The sequence below is a fragment of the Sporosarcina sp. P1 genome (assembly GCF_002743155.1).
Classification (GTDB): domain Bacteria; phylum Bacillota; class Bacilli; order Bacillales_A; family Planococcaceae; genus Sporosarcina; species Sporosarcina ureae_B.
The window spans coordinates 22754-44888 of record NZ_PDYS01000006.1 but is presented as its reverse complement, the minus strand read 5'-3'; the positions used below and the strand labels follow the sequence as shown (position 1 = coordinate 44888).

Below are 22135 nucleotides of genomic sequence, written 5' to 3'. Positions count from 1 at the left end.
AGCTAGCACTACAAAAACATCAAAGGGGAGGTCAACAATTTGAAAAGAAATAAGTGGCTTATATTAATGGCTTTAACATTAGTCTTAAGTATGTTCTTAGCTGCATGTGGTGGTTCGAAAGACGAAGAAAAGCCAGCAACAGACGGGGACGACAAGGACAAAGATGCGGCAACCGAAGAGAAAAAGCATGCCAAAGACGAAGATGGAGAGCCAGATGCTGAGCAAGTATTATACTTAGCTGAATCTGCGGCTATCCCATCAGTTGACTCATCAATTGTAGAAGATCAAGTAGGCTTCAATGTATTAAACAATATCAATGAAGGTTTATATCGTTTAAACCAAGATAATATTGCAGAACCTGCAATGGCTGCAGAAGAAGCAAAAGTCAGTGAAGATGGATTGACGTATACATTCAAACTTCGCGATGCAATGTGGGCTGATGAAACACCTGTTACAGCAAATGATTTCGTCTATGCTTGGCAGCGTGCAATTGATCCAGCAACTGGTTCACCTTATGGACCCATGATGATGTCTGGCGTAGTGAAAAATGCGACAGCAATCTCTGAAGAAAAAATGGAAGTATCTGAGCTTGGAGTTAAAGCTGTAGATGAAAAGACGTTTGAAGTAACACTGGAGCGTCCAGTACCATATTTCTTGTCACTCATGTCATTTGGAACTTTCTATCCACTTAAAGAAGAGTTCGTAGCTTCTAAAGCGGATGCATTTGCAACAAACTCTGATAACCTTCTTTCAAATGGACCATTCGTTTTAACTAAATGGGATGGAACTGGAGATAGCTGGACTTATGTTAAGAACGAACACTACTGGGATGCAGAAAATGTGAAGCTTAATGAAATTCATGTAAACGTTGTTAAAGATTCTGCAACAGCAATTAAACTTTATCAAGATGGTAAGTTGGATCGTGCGGGAGTTTCCGGTGACCTAGCTATGCAATACCGTGATGATGAAGAAGCCGTTATTCAACCAGAAACATCTGTATTCTATTTCAAGTTTAACCAAGAGCGTGATGGTAAAGAAACACCACTCGCTAATGAGAATATCCGAAAAGCTATTGCTAAAGCTTTCGAAAAGGAAGACATGGTAGATGTAGTACTTGCCAATGGTTCATTAGCTGCAAACTACTTAGTACCAACAGACTTTGCATTTGATGAAGATGAAAAAGACTTCCGTGAGTTGAGTGGTAACCACTTGGAGTACAACGTGGAAGAAGCACAAGAACACTGGAAAAAAGGTCTTGAAGAACTAGGCGTTGAATCTCTTGATCTTGAAATTCTAGGTGGAGACACTGAGCTTTCTAAGAAAATGGACGAGTACTTCAAGTCTCAACTAGAAGGTAACTTGGAAGGATTAACAATTTCATTGAAAGAAGTACCATTCTCTGTACGTTTGGATTTGGATGGTAACCAAGACTATGATATTCAAGTATCAGGTTGGGGACCAGACTTCCAAGATCCGATTTCATTCATGGATTTATTCGTAACAGATGGTACAAACAACTTGATGTCTTACTCTAATCCTGAGTACGATAAATTGATTGAAGATTCTAAAGGTGACTTGGCTCTTAAGCCAAAAGAGCGTTATGAAGCATTCGCAAAAGCTGAGAAGATTCTACTTGATGAAGACGCTGCAATTGCACCGATTTACCAACGTGGTTTGATCTACTTGCATAAACCTTACTTCAAAGGCTTAGTGAATCATCCATTTGGAGCAGACTATAGCTACAAGTGGGCATATATTTCAGGTAAATGATTGTAACGAAGTAAGGATTTAAGTTTAATAGGGGAGAGTATATGGGGGTAAATATCCATATACTCTCTTTTTAGTAACGGCGAATAGTTTCAATATTTAATTTATTGTCGAAAAATGTCAAGTGGTTACTTGCATAAGTAAGTAAGAAACTCTTTTGGAGGTGTAACGTACCATGGTTAAGTATATTGGAAAACGCATCGTGTATATGTTCATAACACTGTTTTTAATCGCAACAGCCTCTTTTTTCCTTATGCAAACATTGCCAGGTTCACCGATCGCTTCTTACAACAAGTTGAATGACACACAAAAAGCAATTGTTGAAAAGAAGTATGGAATCGATAAGCCTAAGCCTGTGCAGTATGCAATCTATATGAAAAACTTGGCAAAAGGCGATTTAGGTACGTCGTTTGTATTTAAAGGGAAGAGCGTCAACGATTTATTGGCTACGAGATTGAAACCTTCTTTAATCTTCGGAGCGCAAGCGATGGTCTTCGGGACCATTGTTGGAATCCTGCTAGGCATGCTTGCCGCATTGAAGCATAATACATTCTGGGATTATGGAAGCACCTTTTTTGCAATACTCGGTATTTCGATTCCGTCCTTTGTATTTGCATCATTGCTACAATATTGGATTGCTTCAGAGTGGCATCTACTACCAGTCGGTTTGTGGAATGACGGTTGGAAATCTAGTGTCCTGCCATCGCTTGCACTCGCTATGGGGCCGCTTGCCCTATCCGCGCGCTTTATACGGACTGAGATGATAGAAGTACTGAATTCAGATTATATTATTTTGGCTAAGGCGAAAGGTGCCAATGGTTTTGAAATTGCTTTCAAACATGCATTCCGAAATGCATTAATACCTTTAATCACGGTTCTCGGACCATTGGCAGCTGGTTTAGTAACGGGTTCACTTGTTGTAGAACAAATTTTTGCTATTCCAGGGATTGGTGAGCAATTCGTATCGTCTATCATGACGAATGATCATGCTACAATCATGGGTACGACATTATTATTCTCAGCCTTTCTTATTTTCGTTATTTTTATTGTGGATATTTTATACGGTGTTATCGACCCACGTATCCGCGTGTCTGGAGGTAAGGGATAATGCACAATGAAAATGGACAAGAAAAATTAACACCAGAACATTTTGAACGAGTGACAATCGATGCGCATCATTCAGAACGTATAGAGAAACCGAGTTTGAGTTTCTGGCAAGATGCATGGCTAGGTCTCCGTAAAAATAAGGCCGCTATTGTCAGTATGGTCGTTCTTTTATTGGTTATACTCATGGCACTCATCGGTCCACATTTAAATGGACATGCGGGTGATACACAAAACTTACGCCATGCAAATTTACCGCCTAAAATACCTGGCATTGAAGCAACAGGACTTTTTGATGGGGATGGTAAGCTAGCAGGGAAGACTGTCAATCTATATGAAATGAAAAAAGTTGATGAATATTATTGGTTCGGTACAGACGGACTCGGTCGAGACTTGTTTACAAGACTTTGGGAAGGTACTCGTGTATCGCTATTCATCGCATTTGTAGCCGCAGCCATTGATATGGTTATAGGTGTCGCATACGGAGGGATTTCTGGATACTTCGGTGGACGTACGGATGACATCATGCAACGCGTTGTTGAGATCTTGATCGGTATTCCTACATTAATTGTCGTTATTTTGATGATTATGATTATGGACCCGGGAATAACCGCCATCATTGTCGCGATCACCATAACTGGTTGGATAGGCATGTCGCGTATTGTACGTGCACAGACATTGAAATATAAATCACAGGAATTCGTATTGGCTTCACGTACGCTAGGTGCCAAGGATGGAAAAATCATTACTAAGCACTTACTGCCGAACATGCTGGGGATTATTATCATCAACACGATGTTCACGATTCCAAATGCGATTTTCTTTGAAGCGTTCTTAAGCTTTATCGGAATCGGACTCCAACCACCAGCTGCTTCATTAGGTACATTAATCAATGACGGATACAAAGTGATGGAGAATCAGCCATACGTGCTATTGTTCCCAGCCATTGTCATCAGTGTTCTTATGATTGCATTTAACTTGATAGGTGACGGACTGCGCGATGCACTAGATCCTAAAATGAAAGATTAAGAGGAGGAGAGCAAGTTGACAAAAATATTAGAAGTAAAAGACCTCGAGCTTTCCTTCCACACATTTGCGGGTGAAGTGAAAGCGATCCGTGGCGTAAATTTTGATTTGCACAAAGGAGAAACGCTTGCTATCGTAGGTGAGTCGGGATCGGGTAAATCTGTTACGACGAAATCAATCATGCGGCTTCTTCCTGAATCAAGTGCTGAATATAAGAGTGGGGAAATTCTATTTGAAGGAAGAGATCTAACAAAAATTCCTGAAAAAGATATGCAAAAGATTCGAGGGAAAGATATATCGATGATTTTCCAGGATCCAATGACTTCATTAAATCCAACTATGACAATTGGAAGACAAATCATGGAGCCGATCTTAAAACATCAGAAGTTGAACAAATCAGCAGCGCGTAAACAGACGATTGAATTATTGAATCTGGTCGGTATACCGAATGCAGAAAATCGTTATAAGATGTACCCTCACCAATTTTCTGGTGGGCAGCGTCAACGAATCGTCATTGCAATTGCGCTTGCGTGTAATCCGAAAGTATTGATTGCAGATGAGCCGACAACAGCACTGGATGTCACGATTCAAGCGCAAATTCTTGAGCTGATGAAAGACATTCAGAAGAAGACCGATACTTCTATCATATTTATTACGCATGACCTGGGTGTAGTAGCAAACGTTGCCGATCGAGTAGCTGTTATGTATGGTGGTCGAATCGTCGAGATCGGTACAGTAGACGAAATCTTCTATAATCCACAACATCCTTATACATGGGGCTTACTAAGTTCAATGCCTTCTATGGATTTAGAAGATCAAAAGCTATATGCGATTCCCGGCACACCTCCTGATTTATTAAATCCTCCAAAAGGAGATGCGTTCGCTTTGCGAAGTGAATATGCGATGAAGATTGATATGGAGCGTCAGCCTCCTTTCTTCAAAGTGAGCGATACACATTACGCAGCGACATGGTTATTGCACTCGCAGGCACCAGAAGTTGAACCGCCTGCCCTAATTATTGAGCGTATGAAAACATTTAAAGGTAGCCGGTACTATGTTGATCAGACGGGAGGTACTGTGTGATGTCAGACAATTTAATTGAAGTACGTAACCTTAAACAATATTTTAATGCAGGGAAATCTACTGAAGTCCGTGCGATTGATGATATTAGTTTCACTATTAAACGTGGAGAAACCTTTGGTTTAGTAGGCGAGTCAGGTTGCGGTAAATCCACAACAGGGCGTACTATGATCCGATTATATGACGCGACAGCGGGTCAAGTCCTCTATAATGGTGTAGATGTACACGCACCCAAAAGCAAAAAGGAAAATCATGCATTGAATAGAAAGATGCAAATGATATTCCAAGATCCTTATGCTTCTTTGAATCCACGTATGAAAGTTTTGGATATTATTGCAGAAGGATTAGATATTCATGGTCTAGTAAAAGGTAAAACGGATCGGAAGCAACGGGTAATTGATTTGCTTGAGACTGTTGGTTTAAATCGTGAACATGCTGAGCGTTATCCGCATGAGTTCTCAGGTGGTCAGCGTCAGCGTATCGGAATTGCACGTGCATTAGCTGTAGATCCGGAATTCATCATTGCGGATGAGCCGATCTCTGCTCTAGACGTTTCCATCCAAGCGCAAGTCGTCAATTTGTTAAAAGAGCTACAGGTAGAAAAAGGGTTGACGTATTTATTCATTGCTCACGATCTATCGATGGTTAAATACATTTCCGATCGTATTGGCGTGATGTATTTCGGTAAACTGGTGGAGATGGCTCCAGCGGATGAGTTATATCGAAATCCAATGCACGCTTATACTAAGTCTTTACTGTCAGCGATTCCACTACCTGACCCAATTTATGAACGTTCTCGTGTGCGCCATCCGTATAATCCGAAGGACCATCAATATGGACCTGACGAAAAAGTGGAATTTCGTGAAGTGGCACCTGAACATTTTGTATTATGTTCAGAGAAAGAACTCGCCGAGATGCAAGCTATACGTGTATAAGACAATATCCCTCTGATTGTGTAGAAATCAGAGGGATTTCTTTATCGTAATTAAATCCACTAGTTGTCCTGATAGTTTGTATGTTTCATCAAATATTGTGCTACTATGGAAAGAATAGATACCATTTGAATTGATAGGGTGTGTTTAAAATAAAGAATTTAACGGAGGCAGTTCAAAGAAAATTAATGGATGAGATCATTAATGGGAGTAGAGTTGCAGCTTTAGTAACAGATGCTTCGCAAGAGGATAATCCGATAATTTTTGCTAACAAAACATTCGAAACGATGACAGGGTATACTCAAGAAGAAACATTGGGGCGTAATTGTAGATTTCTTCAAGGTAAAGATACAGACCCAACTACAGTTTCGAAGATCAGAAGAGCTGTTTCTGAAAGAGTACCTTTGACAATCGTAATTAAAAACTATAAAAAAGACGGTACGTTATTTTGGAATCGGCTCAGTCTTCGTCCAATTATTATTGATGGAGTGCCATATTGTATTGGTACGCAGACAGATGTTTCTGTACAATACAAACAAATAGAAGAGCTGCATACGAAAGATCATGAAATAGAACAGCTCATGTTACCTATCATGAGAATTTATGATAACCTGGCGGCTGTTTCCTTAATCGGTCAAATGACGGAAGAACGCTTTAATCTTTTGATTACGAAACTGAGCGCCTACGTTCACTCAAATGAAGTGGATCATGTAATGATTGATATAACGGGTTTATATTGGCAACAAGGAACTTCGATTGATCGGTTGCTGGAAATTCAGCAAGTATTGAAGCTTATGGGATGTCAGCTTTATATTACAGGCATCTCTCCAGATCTTGCACAAAAATTAGCGTCAGCTAAAGATCCTCAGCAAATATTAAAAACCTTTTCAAGTATTCAGCAAGCAATTTACTATATTCAGCAATAGAGAAAAGACCTCTACCATAACGCAAAGTTATGGTAGAGGTCTTTATCAGATACTGAGTTGTTCTTTTACTTCTTTAATCTGTTCAATATGACGTAGTTCATGATAGCCGACAAATGGAATCCACTGCGTAAGACTCATTTCGCCAAAAATAGGATGGGGATACGATTTTACTGCTAATTGGTCTTCCGTTGCGTTTTCAGCTATATCATGTAAAGCAGAATGGGTAGCAGAAAGTTTACTTTTCAAGTCATGGAGAGTAGAAAAATCTGAAGTTGGTGTCACAAAATCAGGCGCATCTACTTTTTTAGAACGATCCACAGTAAGTTGAATCGGCTTCACTGTGGTAATGTTCTGATCGTCGTTAGAAAGCTTAGTCTGAATGGTTTTAGCAACGCTACCTTCCATTAAGTACAGATGTTGCACAATTTGTTTAATAGACCATCTGTTTTCAGCTGGTTTTCGATTAATCACTTCATCTGACAAGTCTTCTACTTGCGCTAATAGCTCTTTACGTGCTTGATCATTAATTTCCATAGTGGTCACCCCTTTTATTCATAGTACCACTCGTAAGACGATAAATCTTTTATAGAAGCTTGAGAATAGGAGTTCAAATTATGAAACTACATCAGCCTAAAATACCGGGGCATTTAACACCGGTACAGTTACAAGACTTACTACACGAAGAGGATTCATCCCTCCAAAATGCAAGTGTTATCGATTCACGAATAGATGGGCAAACAATAGAACGGGCACAATTAACAAGTATGCTCATTAAGAATTCTAGTTTTCAAGGAGCTATTCTAGCGGAACTATTCGCTACAGATGTTCGATTTGAAAACTGTGATTTTTCCAATGCAGACTTGACGGGTATAAGTATTCACCGAGTGAGTTTTCATAATTGCAAAATGCTTGGTGTCAACTTTACAAATGCCCGATTTACGGATGTGTTATTTGAGGAGTGTATTTGCAATCTTTCTGCGTTTGTCCATACAAGGTGGGAGAGAGTACAGTTCGATAACTGCCAAGTAAAAGATGCAGATTTCTTCGATTGTAAACTTAAAAACACATACTTTCTGAAGTGTAATCTGGATGCGGTAAGCTTTGACGAAACACCTCTTAAAGGAGTAGAGATCAAAACTTCAGAATTCGAGAGCATGACAGTATCTATGAAAGAATTGGATGGTTGTATTGTATCCTCTATGCAGGCGATTCAATTCGCTACCATGTTGGGATTAGATATCCGTGATGAATAGAGCGACATAATTAAGTTTTAAAAATACTCATGAGAATAAGATCTCATACATTTACTCTCTCCTAAATTATGCTACACTCACTCATTGATTTTCTTTTCCAACAGCCTTAAAGTAGGGGTATAGTGAATGTTCACCGAATAAAATAATTGCTTTTAAAGGGGCTATGCTATGTTTGTACATCAAGTAACAGAGGATATTTCATTGAAACTGATAGGACAGAAAGATGCAGACGTATTATTCGCACTGGTAGATGGATCAAGAGAGTACTTACGTGAGTGGTTGCCGTGGGTTGATTCCATGATGGATGTGGATCAGTATGGTCCAATCATAAATGCGTGGTTACAACAATTCGCCGAAGAAGATGGATTCCAAGCAGGTATAATGTATAAAGGAGTCTTGGCGGGTTTTGCAGGATTCCATTCAGTTAACTATACAAATAGGCAAACGAGTATTGGCTATTGGCTGGCGCAAGATTATCAAGGAAAAGGTATTATGACTGCGGTCGTGTCTGCGCTACTAGACTATGCATTTGAAGAATATGATCTACACCGTGTAGAAATCCGATGTGCTACGGAGAATAAAAGAAGTCAGGCAATTCCTGAGAGATTAGGATTTAAGAAAGAAGGAGTCATTCGTGACGGCGAGTTTCTATATGACCACTATCATGATTTAATCGTATACGGTATGTTAGAAGATGAGTGGGGAAAACATAAAAAATCTTGAGACGTTTCATGCAGAGTCCTTCTCGAAATGGACTCTGTTTTTTATTATGTTATTTTGTATAGAGTACACTTAACATAAAGGGGATGGCTAGTCATGTTAACTACTATTGAAATTGATAAAGAGCTAACGAAGAACAGAGACCTTGAAACCGCAACATTTGGAATGGGTTGTTTTTGGGGACCAGAAGCGCGCTTTGGCAGCTTGCCAGGTGTCATCAGAACACGAGTAGGGTACACAGGCGGAACTACGCCAGCGCCAACATACAAGACGATGGAAGATCATACTGAAACGTTGGAAATTGATTATGATCCGACGAGTATATCTTACGAAGAAATACTTCTACATTTTTGGCGTAATCATTATCCAAACCGTGATCAATACAAAGGGCAACAATACGTTTCATCATTGCGCTATCATAACCTGCAACAAAAACAGATAATCAGTTTAGTCAAGAGAGAAATGGAGATAGAGCTTGGAGAATCAATTGAAACAGAAATCACCCCATTAGGCCATTTTACATTAGCTGAAAACCGCCATCAGAAATATTACTTGAAGCGTTATCCGAATATATTGGAGCAGTTACATTCATTATATCCTTCTGCAGAGTCGTTGATTGATTCGACGTTTGCAGCAAGAATGAATGGATTCGTTAAAGGTTTTGGCACGCGTGATCAAATTGTGAATGAAATGGAAAGCTGGCCATTACATGAAAATGTACGACAACAACTCATTCAGCAGTTCTTGAAATTAAAGTGGTGAAATCACTGGAACTCTGAATCTTTTCTTCTTGTAACTTTATTCTGTGGTTGCTATGATATTCCAATATCAACTTAGACTGAACGTAGGAGAGAGTAGATGAAAAAGGAAACCATCACGTTGGGTCTGCTACTGACCAATTTACTAATTGCATTTTTGGGAATTGGATTAGTTATACCTGTTATGCCAAGATTAATGAATGAATTACATATATCGGGTACAGTGGTTGGCTATATGGTCGCGACTTTTGCGATGGCTCAACTGCTTGTTTCACCTTTTTCAGGAAGATGGGTAGATACATTTGGCCGAAAAAAGATGATTGTCGTGGGTTTAATCATTTTTAGTTCTTCCGAATTCTTATTTGGGACTGGACAGACATTGCCGGTACTATTCGCATCTCGGATTTTAGGTGGGATTAGTGCTGCTTTCATTATGCCAGCTGTTACTGCCTTTATTGCTGATATTACAACAATGGAAACACGCTCTAAGGCATTAGGTTTTATGTCTGCTGCCATATCTACGGGATTTATATTAGGTCCAGGGGTTGGCGGATTTTTAGCGACATATGGTACTCGAGTTCCTTTCTTCTTCGCTGGAGGACTCGCTTTGTTTGCGGCGATCTTTTCCTTTATTGCATTGCGTGAACCGGAACGTTATCGAGAAGCCGTAGCGGAGGATGCAACTAAACCGGGGTTAAAGAGGATTTTTGCTCGCCATTATTTTATTGTCTTTATTATTATATTGATTTTATCTTTTGGCCTAGCATCATTTGAATCCATTTTCAGCTTGTTCGTTGATCATAAGTTTGGATTCACACCTAAAGACATTGCCATCATCATTACAGGAGGCGGGCTAGTCGGAGCGGTTGCACAAGTCGTGTTATTCGACAAACTGGCGAGAACGATAGGGGAGAAACGTCTAATCTTTTTCTGTTTAGTCTTTTCGTCCATTTTAGTTTTTCTGACGACGTTCGTCCAAAGTTATGTTTCCGTACTGGCTGTTACGATGATTATCTTTGTAGGGTTTGATTTGATACGACCTGCAGCAACTTCATACTTGTCAAAAATCGCGGGAAATGAGCAGGGGTTTGTTGGTGGCATGAACTCGATGTTTACGAGTGTTGGAAATGTATTTGGTCCAATCATCGGTGGGGCTTTATTTGATGTAGACGTAGACTATCCATTCTATTTTGGAGCATTTGTATTATTACTTGGCGTAGTGTTGAATTATATATGGATTAAGAGGTCGCCATCTTTCAGACCTAATATCTAGGGGGAATTGAATTGACCATTATTGGTTTTGTTCGGCATGGTGTGACGGCTTGGAATAAAGAAGGTCGTGCACAAGGAAGTTCAAATATTCCGTTGGACGAAGAAGGGGTAGAGACTGCCAAAAAGCTGGCACTGCGCTTGGCAAGTGAGGAATGGGACGTTATTTACACTAGCCCTATGACACGTGCTAGACAGACAGCAGATTTACTGGCTAGGCAGTCGGGGGTTGAAGTCGTGGAAGATAATCGACTTCGTGAGCGTAGTGGCGGTTTAATTGAGGGAACGACGGAATCGGAACGACAGCAGAAGTGGGGACCCCAGTGGAGGGAACTGGATTTACAGTTTGAAACGGCAGAAAATGTTATAGCGCGAGGTCTTGAATTTGTGAATGAACAGGTCCGAAAGATTCCCAATCAACGTCTGATCGTCGTGAGTCATGGTAGTTTTATCAAACGGATCATTGTGGCCTTGATGGAAGATGAAAAATATACAGTCAAGATCGATAATGCTTCATTGACTATAATAAATATAGAAGAGAAAAGTTGCTTGCTGTTAAATGACACAGCACACCTTACGGGAGGAATAAATGGAAATTGATTATGATTTAACGGAACAAGATGTGGTTGCTTTTAATTTGTATCATGTGAAAACTTCTAAAGTCGGTAAAAATTCATTACGATGGCAGCGGTATATATCACCGTTAATATTTTTATTGTTTGCATATTTTTTATCGATCTTTACTGATATGACGAAAGGCCCGTTGTTTGCTACGTTTGGAGTAACTGCTATTCTATGGGTGATCTTTTATCCGAAGTATTTCTACTTTCATATTACACGGCAAGTGAGCAAGATGCTTAGAAGTGGTAAGAATGAAGGACTTGTTGGGACACATTCTATGAAGATGAATAAAACAGGAATTGCAGATCAGACAGCCATGGGTGAAACAAAGGTACAATGGGCTGGCGTGAAACAGCTAATAGAAGACTCGGCTTATTTCTATATTTATACGAGTACGGTGAGTGCATATATTATTCCAAAGCGAGATGTATACTCGGTCGATGGGCTGAAAAGTTACATCCAACAGCGGATGATTACGTAAATAAAAATCAGAGGCTACCGAGCCCCTGATTTTTTTATTTTCCCAAGCGATGATATTTCCAAAATGAAATGAGTAGTATTACACTAGACCCAATCAATAGTTCGACATTGAGATCTATCAAGCTATAAGTAAATGTAGCGAAAGATCCAACCGCGATGAATCCGGCAAATAGACGGTTTTGCATCTTCACTTGAAATTTACGATGATCTATATCTCGTTGTTTGAGATAAGCATGGATCAATGCAGGTTGCTCCAAATAGGAAGAGATTTTTGGAGCAAAGCTACGAACCTGTCCAACACCGTTTAATACTGTGCGTTGAAATTCTTTTCTATTCGTGAATGGGTTTTTATCTTTACTCTTCTTCTTAGCCCATTCAACTAAACGGGGGCGTGTAATAGCAAGTAAATCTATTTCGGGATCTAGTATATAAAGCACGCCTACAAATACTGAGACTGCACGACCTAAAAATGCAAATTCAGCAGGCATTTGAACAGGTTGAGTTCGAACGATGACTTGCAGATCTTGTAGAAGATTCTCTACAACCATACTATTCATATCATATAAATCATTTGACTCGTACGCTTTAACAACTTTCTCGATTGCGTCAGCCAATACTTTACGATCCGCATTTGGCAGTAAAAAGTTCATAGTTTCGAGTCCGTCGATTACCCGATCGTATTGTTTCAAAATTATACCTTCTGTAACAATAAACATTGCGTCCGCATCTTCTTTTGTAATATGTACTACCATACCAAAATCGATCAATACGAGCGTACCGTCTGGCCGTATAAGAATATTGCCGCCATGAGGATCCGCGTGGAACTGACCACCTTCCAGAACTTGTTCTAAAAATAAACGAAAGAGTCGGGTAGATAAATCTTTGCGATCAATATGATGTTGTTCGAGAAATGCCAGATCGGTTATTTTAGAACCTTCAATCCATTCCATTACAAGCACTTTGCGAGTCGTATATTCATCATAGTAGACGGGAAATTTTACCCCTGTCATATTAGGAAAGCGTTCAGCAAAACCTCGTCCGTTTCTCATTTCTTCCAAAAAGTTTAATTCCGCTCCGATTACATCTGTCATTTCTCTATACAGTACATTTAAATCAATCTGTTTGCTTAATGAAGACCATTTTTTCGCGAGCCAAATGACAATTCGTACTGCTTTAAAATCTGCACGCAAAATTCGTTCAATGTTGGGACGCTGAATTTTTATAGCGACTTCTGCCCCATTATGTAATACTGCTTTGTATACTTCGCCGATAGATGCGGATGCGACAGGCTTCGACGTAATATCTCTAAGATACTCGCTATGCGGTTTTCCCCATTCATCATCTAGTAATTGTAATGCCATTTCAGAAGGAACTGGTGTTACTTGATCAGTCAGACCTTCTAATTCTTCAATGAATGATGCGGGCATGATATCTGCACGTGTAGAGAGGAATTGCCCTAGTTTGACGAGTAATCCACCTAATTCAAGAGCCGTCTTTTTATAGACTTTTGCTTGATTCGTAACTAGTGTATTCCATTTTTCGGTGACAGTCGGTGTGAAATTACCTCGGTGACGTTTCTGGAATAATAGGACTTGAATAAAAAAAGTGACCGCCATCCAGACAATGCGTATAATACGATAACTAGCAGAACGCTTCATAGGTAGCACTTCTTTCTGCAAAAAGATATTTACTTTTTAATGGGTTTCATCTCTTTCAGGCCAATTCTCATAGCGGCTACAGCACACGTAACATTCAATATGATTGCGATCGCTAAAAATAACCATTTCAATTTTTCAGGTAAATCGAGAAAAACCGCTGAAAATAAAAATGCGAAGCCGATTACAAGCATGGACAAATAGATAGCCAATTTCTTAGACAAAAGTAGTCCACCTTTCCTAAATACTACCCTCATTGTATCATGAAAAAACAGGTAATTAAAAATGTGAGTTTTTATTTCATGAATACGGGGAATAATAAAGTTACATAATCAGACAGGAGTGTGGAAAATGACAAAGAGTTATGCAGATACACCCAAAGATGATCACGATAAGAGTTCAGCAAAATTAGCTAACGATGCAGCAAAAAAAGCAGAAGAACAAGTAGAAGAAATAAAGAAGGAAGCAAGGGAGCAAGTTAAAAAAGAAAATAAGGAATGACAAAAAGCGATTATTTCCTCGGAAATAATCGCTTTTTCATCCAGTTCATTTATTTCAGCAAATAATGTAATATACGATCTTTATCATCAAAAAACTGCTTCATAATTTGGTAATGGCTAGTTTCTTCTAGCGTCGTTTCTTGCACACCTTCATCTGTGAATTCGATAATTTTTGCACCAGGATAAGATAGTAGAAGTGGGGAGTGTGTTGCAATTATGAACTGTGAGCCTTCACCTACCAAATCGTGAATCCTGCTCAACATGGACAGTTGACGCATTGGTGATAAAGCTGCTTCCGGTTCATCTAGTAAGTAAATGCCATTCCCTCTAAAGCGATGAATGAAAGTAGCCCAAAATGATTCGCCATGGGACTGTTCATGTAGTGAAGTGCCCCCGTAGCCATCAATAATCCTAGGACTAGGACTTGGTGCACTATCTAACTCTTCAATTGTAGTCGCTAAATTGTAGAAAGTTTCAGCACGCAGAAAGAATCCATCAGTTGGTCTGATGACGCCTTTGATGAGTGTAATATATTCATCCAATTTGGAGTGGGAATCATAAGTGGAAAAGTTGAAGTTAAGTGAACCACCTTCCGCATTAAAACCAAAGGCAACTGCAATAGCCTCAAGTAACGTAGACTTTCCCATACCATTCTCTCCGACAAAAAATGTCACGTTCGGATGAAAGTCTAGCTCGGTTAGCGTGTTGATACTAGGCAAATGAAATGGATAGTCTTCAAATGATGGAACTCGATCACGCTTCAAACGTATTCCACGAATGAATGGGTCTGTATACATATGATCCCCCTTTTCTCTATTTCATTTTAAAAAGTAGTAACGTAAAGTAATCAATCCAATAGGTCGGGTTCTTCACTCACAATTTTTTCCCATAGTGGTTGGAAGTTTTCCCAACCATCAATATCTCTACCAACTTGTTTTGCAGTGCTTGCTGCATGCTCAGGAGGAATCGGACTTACTACACCGGCAGCTTCTGCGAGTAATTGAACCTGGCATGAACGTTCCAACGTAATAAACCAAAATGCAGCAGCATCAACAGTTTGTCCAACCGTTAACGGGCCGTGATTCTTTAGAAACATCGCTTTATTATCCGCTAATGCATTTGCAACTTTTACCCCCTCATCATCCTCATACACGACACCAGAAAACTCATTCAATACAGAGTGATCATTGTAAAACGCGCAAGCATCTTGTGTTAATGGATCGATCAATCTACCAGTTGATGCCCATGTCTTTCCGTATACAGGATGCAAGTGAACTGAAGCAGTGACGTCCGGTCTTGCTTCGTGAATAGCAGAGTGGATCACGAGGGCAGATTTATGAAGAGAATATTTACCCTTTACTACTTCTCCGTCAGGATTTACCATCACAAGATCGGATGCTTTGATCTTGCCAAACGGTATGCCATAGGGATTAACCCACATATGATCTTTGAACTCTGGATCACGATACGTCGCGTGACCTGCTACACCTTCAGTAAAACCGAAACGATCAAACAGACGGAATGCCCCTGCTAATCTTTGTTTATTATATTGACGTTCTTCTTCAAGAGTCGAAAATGTTGGATATTGTAAATAATCTGTTATATTCTCTCCCCTTACACGTTCTTCAGTAATATTCATTAAATAAACCTCCAAATTTTTTTAATAAAAAAATACGCTCTCTAACAACAATAACGTGCCCTTACAAAAATATCAAATGCAGTATATAGTGAAATTTCAAGCAACTTTACAGCGAATATGGCCAGTAATTGATAAACTACATGGTAGACAATGAGATATGAAAGGGGAATAGAAAATGAATCTAGATAAAAAGATCGTATTCTTTGATTTAGATGGAACATTAATGAATCATGATAAAACAATTTTGGAATCGACGAAACAATCTCTTACGGCATTACGGGAGAAGGGCATATACACTGTTATTTGTACTGGCAGAGCTCCACTTATGTTCAACTGGTTGCTAGAAGAACTATCGTTTGATTCCTATGTTTCCATGAATGGACAGCATGTAGTATTGGATGGAGAAGTAATTTACTCGAATCCTATGAAGCCAGAAGTTATACGACAACTTACCGAGTTTGCGCATAAACAAGGACATGGATTGACATACTCCACGTTTGAGTCGTTCGTAACGAACGTTGAAGAACACCCACTTGTTCAGGAGGGAACCGCACGTTTAAAAATACCGTATCCTCCTGTAGATCCTAATGTATATTCTCACTCTGTCGTGAATCAAGTACAAATTTACTCTACTCCTAAGGAAACCAAAAAGTACATGGAGTTATTCAAGGATTATACCTTTATAAGATGGGATGAAAACTCGGTAGATATGTTGCCTGAAGGGGCTTCTAAGGCAATTGGTATTCAAAAAATGCTTGATCAAATGAATATTCCTATTGAAAACAGCTATGCATTTGGGGATGGTGCGAATGACATGCAAATGATCAAGATGGTAGGTATCGGGGTAGCAATGGAGAATGCTATACCCGAATTAAAAGAAGTAGCAGATCTCGTCACTGCATCTTGTTCAGAAGATGGTATTATGAAAGGCTTGATCAGTTTAGGGTTGCTAGAAGAAAAAGATATTCCATTACTGCATGACAGTATGAAACAGTAATACAAAAGATATAATTAAAATTTCAATCTTGACAGTTGTGTGAACGAAGAGTATCGTTAGATGATATACAAAAAAACAATTATTCAATTTTTCAAATTACTCAAGGAGTGATTTGTTTCACATCTTGGAGGAGGCCATATTTACAATGAAACTAGAAAAGCAGTGTCGAGAATCAAGGGTCGTACGAACGAGCAGAGTATTCCCAAATGATGTCAACAACCATAATACATTGTTTGGCGGACGTTTAATGAGCGATATCGATCAAATTGCATCGATTTCAGCAGCTCGACACAGCAGAGCAGATTGTGTTACGGCATCTATGGATTCCGTAGACTTTCTGTATCCAATCCGTCCTTCCGATTCAGTCTGCTTTGAGTCATACGTGACTTGGACTGGAAAATCTTCTATGGAGATTTTCGTAAAAGTTATTGCGGAGGATTTGGCGACTGGTAATTGTAAAATTGCAGCCACCTCATTGTTAACATTTGTTGCATTGGACGAAAATAAAAAGCCACTAACTGTTCCACGTGTCATTCCTGAAACAGAAGAGGAAATATATTTACATGAAACTGCACCGCAGCGCGCAGAAATTCGCTTAATGCGTAAACAGCAAAGTAAAGACTTGGCCTCAGTATTAACGAATAATTATCCATGGCATGATCCAGTACAAGTGAACGCATAAAAATTCTTAGTTAACTTAGTTTGACTGAGAATTTTTATAAAGTATGTATAATATGTAACATTGTGCTCCATACTACTTATAGATAGGACGTTCTCTAATCAATTTCTTGGAGGATACCTATCTTTTTATTGTTCAAAAATATATTTAATAATATAAAACGTCTGGACGTATAAAAAAACAGTTAATTAAAGCTATAATGAGAAGTATCATAGAAAAATAAGGAGATGGATTGATTTATGGTTAAAACGATAACTGCTGAGCAATTATATAGGAAGATAAAAGGTGAGGAAGCACTTATCCTAGTAGACGTACGTGCTGAGGATAAATATAATCATTTTCATATCAAAGCTACGAATGTGGAAGATATCAACGTACCGAAAACGGAGATCTTCTCGTTAGAAGATAAAGTAGAGAAAGTGATTCCACAGTTGCCGAAAAACAGTGAAATCATTATTACTTGTACGACAGGAAATTCCGCGACCACATGTGCAAACATCCTTTCTAGTAGGGATTACGATGTTACTGTATTGGAAGGTGGGATTACTGCGTGGAAAGAATATGTTAGTAATAAGTCACTAGAATGAATACAAGTTGGCAGGGTAGCAATATAACACATGATTTGTTTCTTTATGTACGTATTATTTATGGAAGAAAATGTAAAAAAACATCATATAGAAAAAGAGATATCCGTTGGAGTGCCATGCACAAAACCTTCGTAGATATCTCTTTTTATTTTTATTATTTTACTTGCTCTTTCGTCTCAACTTTTTGTACTTCTATTTTCTTAGGTTCATCGTCGTCATCCATAATGTCTTTTGCTGATTTTTTGAATTCAGACAATGTTTTACCAACTGCTGAACCGATTTCGGGTAATTTACGGGGGCCAAACAAAATTAATATAATCACTAAAATAATAATTAAGCCAGGCACTCCGATTGCGGCTAAGTTCATAGCGATTCCTCCTTTCATTGCTGAAAAAGATATAGTTCTCTATACATCATAACCTATTTTGATCTCATAAAACACTATTTGAAAATTTAAATGAGTAAGAGTATTTCCTTATTTTCGTGATTAAGTTTCCAATGATTGGACAAACTAACAGGTAACTTGTTGGATGAGAAAGAAGTGATAATTTTGGATGAAACAACCTGTCATATAGAACAGCCTGAATACTTTACACGTTTAGCTAAACGACTGGAACCGACTGCGGATTTAGTGAAAAAGACTTTGAAAAGTAAAGATCGAGTCGTGCACTTACTGTATTTGAAAAGTGTAGTGGATATGATGCAACTACAAACAATCGTGGTGAAACCTTTCTATGAGATGTCATCAGAACAGAATTTTGCAGAGTATATTCATTCATTACCTTATGAAACCAAGATGCCAACTGGGGACGAAGAGGTTCTTATAGAAATAACGAAAGGCAATGTATTTGTCATGATCGACAAGCAAATAACGTTGCTGGAGTTGAAAGTGGTAGCAGCCAATGCGGTGCAAGACGCCATTATGGAACCTACAATTCACGGTCCTCAACTCGGACTCAGCGAGAGTATTGAAACGAATATTAATCTAATGCGGCAACGTTATCACAAACCTTCCTTGATTGTTGAACCTCTTCAATTGGAAGATGCTTCAAATCGTGATATTGCATTAATTTACGATGGAGAAAAAGTAAATCCTCAGCTATTGAAGAAAATAAAAACGCGTATTCTCACTTTAGATGTGGAGCTGGTTCAGGCAAGCGGAGACTTACAGTATTACTTGAACAATAAAAAATACAGCCTGTTTCCAACAAGTCTTTTGACTGAGCGTCCCGATCGAATTCTTCATAATATGGCGAGTGGGAAAGTCATTATCTTAGTAGATGGAAGCCCACACGCAATTATTGCCCCTACAACGTTCTTTGATTTTATGATTTCAATGGAAGACCTGTATTATTCCTTTTGGGTAGTATCGCTTATACGATTTCTACGATATGCCGGGCTGTTTACATGTATTATGTTGCCGGCTATATATGTTGGAGTCACTTCGTATACACCAGAAGTCCTCAGATCTGAGCTTGCGCTAACAGTGGCAGCAAGCAGGATTGGTGTTCCGTATCCCTCATTTATTGAAGTCTTTTTTATGTTAATATTTATCGAACTACTGACAGAAGCTAGTATGCGTTTGCCGAATAGTATTAGCGCTACGGCTACAACAGTTGGAGGACTGATACTTGGAACCGCGGCAGTAGAAGCAGCATTGACTTCGAACATTATGGTCATCGTCGTCTCACTTGTAGCGATTTCCACATTTGTTATCCCAATCAGTGAAATGAATTATGCTGTCCGGGTTTGCCGTTTTTTTCTATTGGTATATACGACGTTGTTTGGTATTGCAGGGATGATGCTTGGAATACTTGGGTTATTGTTATACCTGGTGAACAAAGACAGTTTCGGTGAGCCGTATTTACGAATGTTTTGGAAAAATAGACAAGAAGAATTAAAGGCGGATGATTCATGAGCCGATTTGTCTATCTTTTACTCATATCAAACATGATCGCAAATCTTATTGCCTCTAGTCCGAGAATTTTATTCGCTAAAAGTGAACATGGGGCAATTGTAACGATGATCATCGCGCTGTTTTTTGGAGTATTTATGAACTGGGCATTGATCACTTCTTTTAAAGCGTTTCCAGGGAAAAGTTTACCGCAAATTTTAACGTTATATCTATCGAAATGGATTGCTATTCCTGCGTTATTTATCTTTGGAGTCATTTGGTATGTTTCAGGTCTTCAGACACTGATTACCTATATAGATATTCTTTTACGATTTATAACACCCGAGATGTCTATTTATTTAGTAATTGCGATGTTCATTCCAGTGATTACATTTGGAATAATCATGCAGAGTCGAAATATATTATTTACAATTGAATTGGTGTTTATTTTAGCGCTTCCTGTTGCTGCATATTACGTAATAAAACTTTACTTTACTGAACAAGTTAGCTGGGATCAAGTGGCAATTGCGATGACATTTATTGATAACCCACCAGACTATACAGTATTCTCTGCGACGACCTATTTATTTGTAGGAGCTTTTGATATCATCATTTTCAATTCGCTACTGAAGAAAAAAATGACTTTCGGTATTAAACAAGCACTAATTGTGTTCAGTCTAGGAGTTTTTATGATTTTCACGACCTATTTTATACCGATTGGTGTATTGGGATTTGATCAGGTGGAAAATATTCTATACCCATGGATTCTGACCAGTGATTCTATTCGAATGAAGTTCGGAGTAATTGAGCGAGTGATATTTATCTTTTTGTTACTTTTCTTAGCTATTGCTTTCTTAAATATTACAATTCATTGGCATGTTGCTTGTAAATTATTTCAAAGTGTCTTTGATATAGAAAAAATGAAAATAAAGTCGCGTGAAAAAATTAGTTTTATGATAGTGATCGTGATATTTTGGTTAATTGCGATCTATACCACATTAAAAGTGACTGAGTATGATCTGTTTCTTTATAGTAAGTATTTCTTTAATTCGATTCCCATTGTATTCATTGGCCTGATGATTATTATGCTTGTAGTGAATAGGAGGGTGAAGTCTTGAAATTCCTCTCAGTGAGTAAATGGCTTATGGCGTTTTTATGTATGAGTGGCGTGTTGTTGCAATCTGGATGTGCTTTCAAAGACATTGATAAACGACTATTTGTGTCTTCGATTGGGATTGATCCTGCTGAACATATCGAGAATGGATACAAAGTAACAATGAAAGTCGCTTTGCCATTTGGTGCTATTAAGGATTCCGCCAAGCCGAGCTTTGCGTATCTTTCTCGTGAGGGACATTCGATAGGTGAAGCGATTCGCATGCTGGAAACGCATGTAGATAAGATATTGGAACTGGGGCATATGAAAACAATTATCGTTCATGAAAAACTTGTTAGGGATGATATGCAATCATTCATGGATTATTTTATTCGTCGCGGTGATATTCAATTAATCGCATATGTTGCAGGGGCTAGACCTTCTGCAGAATCTATTTTAAAAGTAGAACCTAATACTGAAGCGCCAGCATCAGTTGCTTTAATCAACTTCTTTGGTGGAACAGCGAATGATAGCCCATACGTCGTGACGACTTATTTGTTTCAATTGCGCAGAGATATACTCTCGGAAGGTATTGATCCTGTTTTACCACTAATTGAAACAAATGAAAAAGGCGATGAATTAATAGTGAACAATTCCATTGTAGTTGATACAAGGGAAGAACCGATTGTGCTATCTACTATTCACACGAAATACTATAACTCATTATTGAAAGGTTCAAATGGATTCACCTATCTGATCAGAGATGGAAGCCTTGAGTTATTGTTGAACATTAATCAAAGTAAAATGAAATATAAATTCGTACCTAGTAAAGGAAGTGTAGCGCCAAGTGCAATAGATATGCACATTGTGATGAAAGGAACGATAGGTGAAGCCAATAAAGATTTATCTGTAGCTAAATTGGATGAGTATAATCGATTGGCCTCAAAAGATGTGAAACAAAAAGTTCTACAATTTCTAACTAAAATGCAAGAGGAAAGTTTAGATCCTTTTGGTTTTGGCTTACGCTACCGAGCTACACGTTTGCATACAGAAGAAATATTTACTACGTGGCAACAGGCATATCCTAATATAGAATTCAAAGTGACTGTGGACGTCAAATTACAAGGGACAGGGACGATAGAATAATTAGTTCAA

At 38.7% G+C, this 22135-nt stretch carries 25 protein-coding genes; 19 read left to right on the top strand and 6 right to left on the bottom strand.

Going from position 1 to position 22135, the window contains the following annotated elements; genetic code table 11:
• The first annotated feature begins 39 nt into the window (after positions 1-39).
• The 6 genes from CSV73_RS08180 (at position 40) to ytvA (ending at position 6835) form a co-directional block, all read left to right on the top strand.
• The gene (locus tag CSV73_RS08180; protein WP_099627153.1) at positions 40-1770 is read left to right on the top strand and encodes a peptide ABC transporter substrate-binding protein; all 1731 of its coding nucleotides are present in this window, start codon (positions 40-42) and stop codon (positions 1768-1770) included.
• A 172-nt stretch (positions 1771-1942) separates the two neighbouring features.
• Entirely contained in the window at positions 1943-2875 is a 933-nt protein-coding gene (gene opp3b / locus CSV73_RS08175; RefSeq protein WP_099627152.1) for an oligopeptide ABC transporter permease, read from the top strand.
• Positions 2875-3900, top strand: a complete 1026-nt coding sequence (gene opp3C / locus CSV73_RS08170) for an oligopeptide ABC transporter permease (RefSeq protein WP_099627151.1) — start codon at positions 2875-2877, stop codon at positions 3898-3900. The genes opp3b and opp3C overlap by 1 nt, the downstream gene beginning before the upstream one ends.
• A gap of 15 nt (positions 3901-3915) precedes the next feature.
• On the top strand, positions 3916-4980 hold the full coding sequence (locus tag CSV73_RS08165; protein ID WP_085131793.1) for an ABC transporter ATP-binding protein: 1065 nt from the start codon (positions 3916-3918) through the stop codon (positions 4978-4980).
• Positions 4980-5912 (top strand): ABC transporter ATP-binding protein, encoded by a 933-nt coding sequence (locus CSV73_RS08160; protein WP_099627150.1) that lies wholly within the window; start codon positions 4980-4982, stop codon positions 5910-5912. The genes CSV73_RS08165 and CSV73_RS08160 overlap by 1 nt, the downstream gene beginning before the upstream one ends.
• Positions 5913-6097: 185 nt before the next feature.
• Positions 6098-6835 (top strand): YtvA family blue-light photoreceptor, encoded by a 738-nt coding sequence (gene ytvA, locus CSV73_RS08155; RefSeq protein ID WP_085131791.1) that lies wholly within the window; start codon positions 6098-6100, stop codon positions 6833-6835.
• Between the two features lie 45 nt (positions 6836-6880).
• Here ytvA and CSV73_RS08150 read toward each other — a convergent pair whose 3' ends face one another.
• A complete protein-coding gene (locus CSV73_RS08150; RefSeq protein ID WP_085131790.1) occupies positions 6881-7369 on the bottom strand; it encodes a DinB family protein in 489 nt (162 codons plus the stop codon).
• 80 nt (positions 7370-7449) lie between these two features.
• On the opposite strand from CSV73_RS08150, the gene CSV73_RS08145 reads away from it, so the two are divergent.
• The 6 genes from CSV73_RS08145 to CSV73_RS08120 all read left to right on the top strand — a co-directional run bounded on the left by CSV73_RS08145 (position 7450) and on the right by CSV73_RS08120 (position 11937).
• Positions 7450-8088 carry a pentapeptide repeat-containing protein gene (locus tag CSV73_RS08145; RefSeq protein ID WP_099627149.1) on the top strand — a complete coding sequence of 213 codons (639 nt, stop codon included), beginning with the start codon at positions 7450-7452 and terminating at the stop codon, positions 8086-8088.
• Positions 8089-8256: 168 nt separating this feature from the next.
• Positions 8257-8811, top strand: a complete 555-nt coding sequence (locus tag CSV73_RS08140; RefSeq protein ID WP_099627148.1) for a GNAT family N-acetyltransferase — start codon at positions 8257-8259, stop codon at positions 8809-8811.
• Between the two features lie 93 nt (positions 8812-8904).
• On the top strand, positions 8905-9570 hold the full coding sequence (gene msrA, locus CSV73_RS08135; protein WP_085131788.1) for a peptide-methionine (S)-S-oxide reductase MsrA: 666 nt from the start codon (positions 8905-8907) through the stop codon (positions 9568-9570).
• Positions 9571-9666: 96 nt separating this feature from the next.
• Positions 9667-10839 (top strand): MFS transporter, encoded by a 1173-nt coding sequence (locus CSV73_RS08130; protein ID WP_099627147.1) that lies wholly within the window; start codon positions 9667-9669, stop codon positions 10837-10839.
• Positions 10840-10850: 11 nt separating this feature from the next.
• The gene (locus CSV73_RS08125; protein ID WP_099627146.1) at positions 10851-11435 is read left to right on the top strand and encodes a histidine phosphatase family protein; all 585 of its coding nucleotides are present in this window, start codon (positions 10851-10853) and stop codon (positions 11433-11435) included.
• Entirely contained in the window at positions 11425-11937 is a 513-nt protein-coding gene (locus CSV73_RS08120) for a YcxB family protein (RefSeq protein ID WP_085131785.1), read from the top strand. Before CSV73_RS08125 ends, CSV73_RS08120 begins: the two co-directional genes overlap by 11 nt.
• 34 nt (positions 11938-11971) lie before the next feature.
• Here CSV73_RS08120 and CSV73_RS08115 read toward each other — a convergent pair whose 3' ends face one another.
• Both CSV73_RS08115 and CSV73_RS08110 read right to left on the bottom strand, forming a co-directional pair.
• Positions 11972-13594, bottom strand: coding sequence for an ABC1 kinase family protein (locus CSV73_RS08115; protein WP_099627145.1), 1623 nt, complete (start codon positions 13592-13594; stop codon positions 11972-11974).
• Positions 13595-13623: 29 nt separating this feature from the next.
• Complete coding sequence (locus CSV73_RS08110) at positions 13624-13815, bottom strand: hypothetical protein (RefSeq protein ID WP_085131783.1); 192 nt, start codon at positions 13813-13815, stop codon at positions 13624-13626.
• Between the two features lie 127 nt (positions 13816-13942).
• Here CSV73_RS08110 and CSV73_RS16460 point away from each other — a divergent pair, with 127 nt between their 5' ends.
• Positions 13943-14092, top strand: coding sequence for a hypothetical protein (locus tag CSV73_RS16460; protein WP_157111232.1), 150 nt, complete (start codon positions 13943-13945; stop codon positions 14090-14092).
• A 49-nt stretch (positions 14093-14141) separates the two neighbouring features.
• Here the strand turns inward: CSV73_RS16460 and CSV73_RS08100 are convergent, their stop codons facing one another.
• On the bottom strand, positions 14142-14888 hold the full coding sequence (locus CSV73_RS08100) for an AAA family ATPase (RefSeq protein ID WP_085131782.1): 747 nt from the start codon (positions 14886-14888) through the stop codon (positions 14142-14144).
• A 50-nt stretch (positions 14889-14938) separates the two neighbouring features.
• On the bottom strand, positions 14939-15730 hold the full coding sequence (locus tag CSV73_RS08095; protein WP_085131781.1) for a class II aldolase/adducin family protein: 792 nt from the start codon (positions 15728-15730) through the stop codon (positions 14939-14941).
• Positions 15731-15905: 175 nt separating this feature from the next.
• On the opposite strand from CSV73_RS08095, the gene CSV73_RS08090 reads away from it, so the two are divergent.
• The 3 genes from CSV73_RS08090 (at position 15906) to CSV73_RS08080 (ending at position 17993) form a co-directional block, all read left to right on the top strand.
• Positions 15906-16727 (top strand): Cof-type HAD-IIB family hydrolase, encoded by an 822-nt coding sequence (locus tag CSV73_RS08090; RefSeq protein WP_099627143.1) that lies wholly within the window; start codon positions 15906-15908, stop codon positions 16725-16727.
• Positions 16728-16872: 145 nt separating this feature from the next.
• On the top strand, positions 16873-17409 hold the full coding sequence (locus tag CSV73_RS08085; RefSeq protein WP_085131779.1) for an acyl-CoA thioesterase: 537 nt from the start codon (positions 16873-16875) through the stop codon (positions 17407-17409).
• Between the two features lie 236 nt (positions 17410-17645).
• A complete protein-coding gene (locus CSV73_RS08080) occupies positions 17646-17993 on the top strand; it encodes a rhodanese-like domain-containing protein (RefSeq protein ID WP_085131778.1) in 348 nt (115 codons plus the stop codon).
• 154 nt (positions 17994-18147) lie between these two features.
• Here the strand turns inward: CSV73_RS08080 and tatA are convergent, their stop codons facing one another.
• Complete coding sequence (tatA, locus tag CSV73_RS08075; protein WP_029054194.1) at positions 18148-18360, bottom strand: twin-arginine translocase TatA/TatE family subunit; 213 nt, start codon at positions 18358-18360, stop codon at positions 18148-18150.
• Positions 18361-18495: 135 nt separating this feature from the next.
• Between tatA and CSV73_RS08070 the strand changes: the two genes are divergently transcribed.
• Genes CSV73_RS08070 through CSV73_RS08060 form a run of 3 tightly spaced genes read left to right on the top strand, consistent with a single transcriptional unit; the run spans position 18496 to position 22126 of the window.
• On the top strand, positions 18496-19911 hold the full coding sequence (locus CSV73_RS08070) for a spore germination protein (protein ID WP_233202856.1): 1416 nt from the start codon (positions 18496-18498) through the stop codon (positions 19909-19911).
• Positions 19908-21005 carry a GerAB/ArcD/ProY family transporter gene (locus CSV73_RS08065; protein WP_099627142.1) on the top strand — a complete coding sequence of 366 codons (1098 nt, stop codon included), beginning with the start codon at positions 19908-19910 and terminating at the stop codon, positions 21003-21005. The genes CSV73_RS08070 and CSV73_RS08065 overlap by 4 nt, the downstream gene beginning before the upstream one ends.
• Positions 21002-22126 carry a Ger(x)C family spore germination protein gene (locus CSV73_RS08060; protein ID WP_099627141.1) on the top strand — a complete coding sequence of 375 codons (1125 nt, stop codon included), beginning with the start codon at positions 21002-21004 and terminating at the stop codon, positions 22124-22126. The genes CSV73_RS08065 and CSV73_RS08060 overlap by 4 nt, the downstream gene beginning before the upstream one ends.
• Positions 22127-22135 lie beyond the last annotated feature (9 nt).